Consider the following 7,083-nt stretch of genomic DNA (forward strand, 5'->3'; position numbering starts at 1 on the left):
CACGTCCGCCGCTGTTTCGGTGCGCAGCACACCGGGGCCCTGATCCCCAAGTACTGATCCCCAAGTACTGATCCTTCATCCATTTCCGTCTGCCGGAAGGCGACGCATGCCGAAAACTGTCGCAATCGTGTCCGGCGGCCTGGACTCGGTCACCATGGCCTACCACCTCCAGGCGCAAGGACACACACTCCACCTGCTGTCCGTGAACTACGGCCAGCGTCATCTCGTCGAGCACGAGTTCGCCGTGAAGGCGGCTCGAACGCTCGGGGTGCCGCACGACGTCGTCGATCTCAGCCCCGTCGGCAAGCTCCTGAGCGGCTCCTCGCTCACCGACCCGACCGTCGACGTGCCGGATCACAAGAGTGGGTCGTCCGGCGAGAGCCCGAACGTCGTACCCAACCGCAATGCCCTTCTGCTGTCCGTCGCCTTCGCCGTCGCCGTTGCCGAGAAGGCGGAAGCGGTGGCCGTCGGGGTGGTCGACGACCTGCAGGCCGCGCCCGACAGCAATTCCGCGTTCATCGATTCCTTCCTCGCCATGGAGCGGATCGCGACCCGCGGATACGCGCACCCCGACCTGACCCTGACAGCGCCGCTGGTCAGGCTGCGCAAGAGCGACGTGGTGTCGCTCGGTGAGGAACTCGGCGTCCCCTGGACCGAGACCTGGAGCTGCTTTCGTGGCGACGCGCTGCAGTGCGGACGGTGCGCCGCCTGCAGGGAGCGGCAGGAAGCGTTCCGGGACGCCGGCGTGACCGACCCGACGACCTACCAGACCAGCGATTCGAAGGAGCTGCGATGACCGACCCCTTTCCCGTGCTCGACCTCCGTGACGCCGCCGGTTCGGAAGAAGCCCGGGCAGAGTTCCTGCACCGGTTGCGCAAGGCCGTCCACGAGATCGGCTTCTTCCAGCTCGTCGGCCACGGCGTCGAGGACGCCGACGACATGCTCGAGCTCACCCGCCGGTTCTTCGCCCTGCCCGAGGCCGATCGGCTCGCGCTGAACATCCTCGACTCGCCGCTGTTCCGCGGCTACTCCGAACTCGGCCGCGAACACACACGGGGCGTGCCCGACCAGCGCCAGCAGCTGGACATCGGGCCGGAGCAGCCCGAGCGGCAGCCCGAGCCCGGCGATCCCGCCTACCGGTGCCTGATCGGCCGGAACCAGTGGCCCGCGGCGATGCCCGAGCTGCGCCCGGCCATCGAGTCATGGATCACCCGGCTGACCGATCTGTCACATCGACTGCTGCGGCTGCTGCTCGAGTCGCTCGACGCCCCCGCCCGGTTCCTGGACGATGTGGTCGATCCGGATCCGCAGATCCACCTCAAACTCCTGCACTACCCCGGTCCCGCGCAGGCGAGCGAGGACGCGGGCGAGGGCCAGGGGACCGGCATTCACAACGACCTCGGTCTGCTCACCCTGCTCGTCCAGGACGGCAACGGCGGCCTCCAGGTCGCGGTCGAGGACGGCAAGTTCGCCGACGTGCCGGTGATCCCGGGGGCGTTCGTGGTCAACCTGGGAGAGCTGCTGGAGGTGGCGACGAGGGGCTACGTGCGTGCCACCCTCCACCGGGTGGTCCGGCCCGCCCCGGGCGTCAACCGCTACTCCATTCCCTTCTTCTACAACCCTCGGCTGGACGCCACGATGCAGCCACTGCCCAGCCCATATGTCGAGGGCGCCGGCGGAGTCATCGACGTCGCCGACAACCCGTTGTTCGCCCTCTACGGCGACAACGTCATGAAAGGGCTGATCCGCTCCTTCCCCGACATCGTTGCCCGACACCACCCGACCCTGGCCGCGGTGGCCGGGCCCAGGAGTTCCTGACACCGGGCGGCCGAGCACATCCTCACCGCCCGGCCCGAGTGGTCGGGCCTGGCGGTGGCGTCTCCGACCGGTCTGACGGGGACCGAACGAACATGAGGCAGGGCGAATTTCATGAGAATCAACCTTCTCGGGCCGCTCCAGGCCTACGGGGACGATCACCGCGTCGACCTGGCGCCGGCCGCCCAGAAAGTACGTCAGACACTGGCACTGCTCGTGCTGAACGCGGGCCGGGTGGTGCGCTTCGAGCAACTCATGGACGAGCTGTGGGACGCCGACCCGCCGGCCAGCGCGCACACCGCTCTGCAGACGTACGTGTACCAGCTCAGGAAGCGGTTCTCCCTCGGCAACCCTAGGAGCGGCGGCGCGGTTCGGGCGGCCGGCCCGCTGCTGGGCACGGTCGACGGCGGCTACCAGCTGTCGCTGCCCGCCGACCACGTGGACGTCTTCCGGTGCGAGCCGCTGCTCGAAGGTGCCCGTGCGGAGTTCCGTGACGAGGACTTCGCACGGGCCCGTGACACGGCCGCCGCGGCGCTGCAGCTGTGGCGGGACGATGCCCTGGTGGACGTGCGCAAGGGGCCCGCGCTGCAGGCCGAGGCGGTCCGCCTGAAGGAGTTGCGTACCAGCGCACACCACCTGCGGATCGAAGCCGACCTGCACCTCGGCCGGCACCACGAGGTGCTCGGCGAACTCACCTCGATGGCCGGGCGGGAACCCACGAACGAGTGGGCCCAGCGCAATCTGATGACGGCTCTCTACCGCATGGACCGGCGGGTGGAGGCGCTCCAGGTCTACCAGCGGGCACGCGAGCGGATAGCCACCGAGCTGGGGCTCGACCCTTCCCCCGAACTCCAGGCCCTGCACACGGCCGTGCTCACATCGGACGAGGATCTGCTGCGTCCCGCCGGGCGGCTTACGGCCGTGACCGCCGCCACCCGGGCGCCCTGCCATCTGCCCGCCCCGCGCGAGCGTCTGACCGGACGCGCCGACCAACTGGCGCGCATCACCGCGGTGCTGGCCGGCCGGGCGCGGGCGGACCGGCCGCTCGTGATCGTGGGGGGCGCTCCCGGCACGGGCAAGAGCGAGCTGTGTCTGCACGCCGCGCATCAGGTGAGCGGTCACTACCCGGACGGACGGCTCTACGCGCGTCTCCGCGACGACGCCGGCCGGCGGGTGCGGCCCGCCGAGATCCTCCGCTCGTTCCTGCGTGGACTCGGCGCGACGGAGGAGCAGTTGCGACTGGGCACGACCGACCTGAGCTTGCTGTTCCGTAGCTGGACCGTCGACCTGCGCGTCCTGGTGGTGCTCGACGACGTGTGCGACGTACGGGACTTGACGCCGCTGCTGCCGTCCGGCGGCGGCTGCGGCGTGGTGATCGGCAGCCGACGGCGGCTGTTCGTGTCATCGTCGGCGGTCCACATCGAACTGGCGGGACTGCCCTTCGACGACTGTCTGCGCCTGCTGGCATCCTCCGTGCCGAGCCACCGGACCACCATGGACCCGGAGGGGCTGCGACGGCTGGCCGAGTTGTGCCGGGGGCTGCCGGGCGCGCTCTTCGCGGTCGCTTCGCAGTTGCGCCGCCGCCCGCACTGGACGGCCCGGCAGGCCACTGCCTGGGTCCTCGCATCCGGGGGCGCCGACAGCGATCCGCTGGGCGTGCGGGCCGGATTCGACCGGACGCTCGCGACGCTGCCCGCCGAGTCGCGGTCCCTGGCGTACGCGCTGTTGTCTCCCGGCGTCCCCGATCGGCTTACGCCGGCGCTTGCCGCCGCGGCCCTGGGGATCAGCGACCAGCATGCCGAGGACCTGCTGGAGGAGCTGTCGGAGAGCTACCTGCTGCGCGCGCAGCACCCGTGCGTGAACGGCCGGTTCTCCTACGAATGGGAGCCGGGAATACGCCCGTTCGCGGCGCGGCAGAGCAACGCGCCGGTCATGTGCTCCGCCTGACGGTCACGGCTCCAGGACGACCTTGCCCGTCGTGTCGCGCGTACCGGCCGGCGCGCCTTGCCCGAACCCGCCCAAGCAACCGAACCTTGGAGAACCGTCATGCCACAGCGCCCGAAACTCGTCCTCGTCGGTCAATTGTCCACGTTCCCCTGGGTGTTCGAGGCCGCCGAGCGTGCCGGTATCGACCTGATCCTCATCCCCAGGGGGGACGACACGGCGGAGTCCGCCGGGCGGGCCAAGTCGGTGGTCGAACTGCTGCCACTGGACATCGACGGAAACCCGGACGGTGCGTTGTCCGCGCTCGCCGACCGCTACCGGCTGGAGCCCTTCGACGGCATCATGTCGGGCAACGAAAGGGTCATCCCGTTCGTGGCGCGCGCCGCTCGGGAGCTGGGCCTCACCGGCCTGACCGAGGATGCGGCGGCCGTGGTGCGCGACAAGCGCAGCATGCGCCAACGCCTGCTGGAAGCGGGTCTGGGGGTGCCCGGCTTCGTGGTGATCAAGGATCCGGACAGCTGGACCGACGCGCTGACCCTGCGGTTCCCCGTCGTGGTCAAACCAGCGAACGGCCACTCCAGCTTCGGTGTGATCCGTGCGGATGACAGGGACAGCCTTGAACAGGCCGTGGCCCGCACCTGGAAGCTCGTCGAAACCCACCTGGGCGCCGCCGAAGGATCGGACTCAGAAACCAGTGTGCTGGTCGAGGAGTACCTGGACGGGCCGGAGATCTCCGCCGAATCCCTCGTGTACCAGGGGCAGGTACGGGTCTGTGCCATCAGCTGGAAGGGAGAACTGACGGGGCCCTACTTCGAGGAGTCCACGTTGCGGGCCCCCGCCCAACTGCCCGCCGAGATACTCGCCGCGATCGAGACGGAGGTAATCGGTGCCCACCACGCCTTCGGCGTCACGGAAGGCACCACGCACACCGAACTGCGGCTGGTCGGCGGGGTGCGGCCGGTGCTGCTGGAGATGACCGCGCGCCTCGGCGGCGGGGGCAATATGCACCACCTCGTCCACGTCAGCAGCGGGATCGACCTGGCCGCCGAGGCGCTGCGCATCCACCTCGGCCGGGAGCCGCTCTGCTGGAGTGAGGAGCCGGCACCGGCCGGCCACGCGGCGGCCTATCTGGTGCCGATCGGGAGCGGCGGACGGGTCAAGCAGATACGCGGCTTGGACGCGGTGCGCACCGACCCGCGGGTGGACTACGTGGTGCAGACCGCGGGCCCCGGCGCACTGCTGCTCCCATACCCGGACTGGTCCGGAAACCCGGCGGTCGTGCTCTCCCACCACAAGTCGGATGCGGAGGCCGAGGCTTACCTCGACCACCTCGCCCGGACGCTGCACGTCGAGTACGAGGAGCAGGATTGAGCACACGCCACGCCACACAACGCCTCCGGCGATCTACCTGACCACCGGGCGTGGCTTTTCGGTGCAGGCCGGGAGCGCGTCCGCCGGAGGGCAGGCGTTCCATGTGACCCAGCGGCACGTCAGAACTCAAGTCAGGGAAGTCCTGGGGATTCCCTGGTGCCGGGATCGGGCCAGGATGTCTGCCCCGGCCGCTGCCAGGCGTGAGCGCAGCCGGCAGCTGGGCGCGCGACGTCACTCCGATCTTGTTGAGTATCCGGTACAGGTGGCCGGCCACCGTTCGTACTGAAATGTGCAGCGCTCGGCGATCTCTCGGTTGGTCAGACCCGAGACGGCCCATGTGGCGACCGTCGCTACCGGGCGTGACCGGACCATCGGTCGCACCCGACATCAACCGCACCCGGACCGGCCGGAAACGCCGGCCCCGCCGGGACACCCGTGCAGAGGGGAAACACCATGACCGACATCATCAGCAGCACGCCGACCACCGGACAGCAGCTCCGTGACGGCGTGCCCACCTTGTCGGAGCAGGTCCGCCGCACCGGCTTCGTCGTCATGCGCAAGCAGGAGCTCGCCGGGCTGATCAGCGACGCCGACCTCGAGGAACTCCGCGGCGCCTGGGAGAACCTGCCGGTCGACACCCAGGTCGACGGCGTCGACGTCTACCGCGAGCGCCGCTACGGTCGGCTGCGCGTCGACGTCGACGGCGACACCGTCACCTTCGAGGTCCTGCCCAACGCCGTCTTCCGCCAGGACTCCATCCCGCTCTGGAAGGGCAAGAACCGGGTCTTCGAGCCGATCGCCGAGGACGTCCTGCTCAGCGCCGGCATGCGCGCCCTGGTCGGTTTCGACGCCCGGATGGCGACCGCGGTCAATGGCAACACCTCGTGGAAGGTCGGGGTTCACCTGGTCCGCGTCGTCGCCCGCGCCGGCGCCGATGGCCTGCCCACCCCCGAGGGCCGCCACCGCGACGGCCATTCCTGCGTCGGCCTGCACCTGATGCGCCGCGACGGCGTCACCGGCGGCCTGTCCACCGTCCACCCCAACGACGGGAGCGACATCGTGCAGACCACCCTGCTCCAGCCGCTCGACTCCGTATTCTTCGACGACAACATGATCACCCACGAGGTCTCGCCGACTGTCTCCGAGGGCGCCTCGGGCGTGCGCGACATGCTCCAGATCGACTTCAACCCGGTGGCCTGAGCCTATGGATCGGACGAACGAGGCGGAGCTGCTGCACGCCATGGCGTGCATTCCATCGGTGTCGGGCTCCGAGCGCGCCCTCGCCGGCTTTTTGGCCTCACGCATGTCCGCACTCGGCTTCCGGACCCCGATCGACGGGGCTGACAACGTGCGCGGCGAGGTCGGCGGCCCGGACTGCCCCGAGACCCTGCTGCTCGGCCACGCCGACACCGTGCCGGGCGGGCAGCCGGTGCGGCTCGCCGACGGCGTCCTGCACGGCCGGGGCCGCGGTCGACGCCAAGGGTTCGCCGGCGGCGATGATCTGCGCGGCCGCGCGGCCCGGTCCGACCTGTCGGCCCGCGTCGTCGTGGTGATCGGGGATCCCAGTGGCTAGGCCTGCGTGGCGTCGGCTACAAGGGCAACCTGCGCTTCAGCATCGGCGTCAGCGTGCCCGCGGCGCACACCAGCACCTCGCTGGCGGCCCGGACAGTAATGGAGGCACCTCGTGACCCCGACCGACCACATGCGGCCGCTGGCCGTCCTCACCTCACACGCCGACATCCCTGTCGTCAACAGCTCGCGCGTGGTGGACCCTGCGCGACGCCAACCTGCCCACCATCCGCGCCATGGTCGCGACCCATCGCCTGGTGTTGCCGGCCGGTGAGGGCTTGACCGTCATGACGCCTTTTCCAGGCAGGTGTGCAGGCGGTGCGGTGCGGGGGTCTGTCCAGCTCTGTCGAGTGATGCCGAGGGGCTGTTCAACCGTCTGTCGTG

The 7,083-nt window shown here is 70.0% G+C and carries 7 protein-coding genes and 1 pseudogene; 6 read left to right on the forward strand and 2 right to left on the reverse strand.

Translation table 11 applies throughout. From position 1 onward, the window contains the following. Positions 1-106: 106 nt before the first annotated feature. The 4 genes from ACZ7M3_RS49105 to ACZ7M3_RS49120 all read left to right on the forward strand — a co-directional run bounded on the left by ACZ7M3_RS49105 (position 107) and on the right by ACZ7M3_RS49120 (position 5,130). The gene (locus ACZ7M3_RS49105) at positions 107-796 is read left to right on the forward strand and encodes a 7-cyano-7-deazaguanine synthase (protein WP_355310460.1); all 690 of its coding nucleotides are present in this window, start codon (positions 107-109) and stop codon (positions 794-796) included. Beyond that, the gene (locus ACZ7M3_RS49110) at positions 793-1,818 is read left to right on the forward strand and encodes an isopenicillin N synthase family dioxygenase (protein ID WP_472072830.1); all 1,026 of its coding nucleotides are present in this window, start codon (positions 793-795) and stop codon (positions 1,816-1,818) included. Before ACZ7M3_RS49105 ends, ACZ7M3_RS49110 begins: the two co-directional genes overlap by 4 nt. A 111-nt stretch (positions 1,819-1,929) precedes the next feature. After that, on the forward strand, positions 1,930-3,762 hold the full coding sequence (locus tag ACZ7M3_RS49115) for an AfsR/SARP family transcriptional regulator (RefSeq protein ID WP_472072832.1): 1,833 nt from the start codon (positions 1,930-1,932) through the stop codon (positions 3,760-3,762). Positions 3,763-3,861: 99 nt separating this feature from the next. After that, positions 3,862-5,130, forward strand: a complete 1,269-nt coding sequence (locus ACZ7M3_RS49120) for an ATP-grasp domain-containing protein (RefSeq protein ID WP_472072834.1) — start codon at positions 3,862-3,864, stop codon at positions 5,128-5,130. 253 nt (positions 5,131-5,383) lie between these two features. On the opposite strand, the pseudogene ACZ7M3_RS49125 reads toward ACZ7M3_RS49120, so the two are convergent. After that, positions 5,384-5,518 (reverse strand): annotated as a pseudogene (locus ACZ7M3_RS49125) (hypothetical protein); the annotation flags it as partial. Positions 5,519-5,583: 65 nt separating this feature from the next. Between ACZ7M3_RS49125 and ACZ7M3_RS49130 the strand changes: the two are divergent. Both ACZ7M3_RS49130 and ACZ7M3_RS49135 read left to right on the forward strand, forming a co-directional pair. Next, complete coding sequence (locus ACZ7M3_RS49130) at positions 5,584-6,330, forward strand: 2OG-Fe dioxygenase family protein (RefSeq protein WP_472072836.1); 747 nt, start codon at positions 5,584-5,586, stop codon at positions 6,328-6,330. Between the two features lie 4 nt (positions 6,331-6,334). Continuing rightward, positions 6,335-6,703: a hypothetical protein gene (locus ACZ7M3_RS49135; RefSeq protein ID WP_472072838.1), complete on the forward strand. Its 369-nt coding sequence runs from the start codon at positions 6,335-6,337 to the stop codon at positions 6,701-6,703. 153 nt (positions 6,704-6,856) lie between these two features. Here the strand turns inward: ACZ7M3_RS49135 and ACZ7M3_RS49140 are convergent. Further along, positions 6,857-7,083: hypothetical protein (locus ACZ7M3_RS49140; protein ID WP_472072840.1), on the reverse strand; the 227-nt coding region annotated here is incomplete at its 5' end.

The organism is Streptomyces sp. NPDC111656 (genome assembly GCF_055656965.1).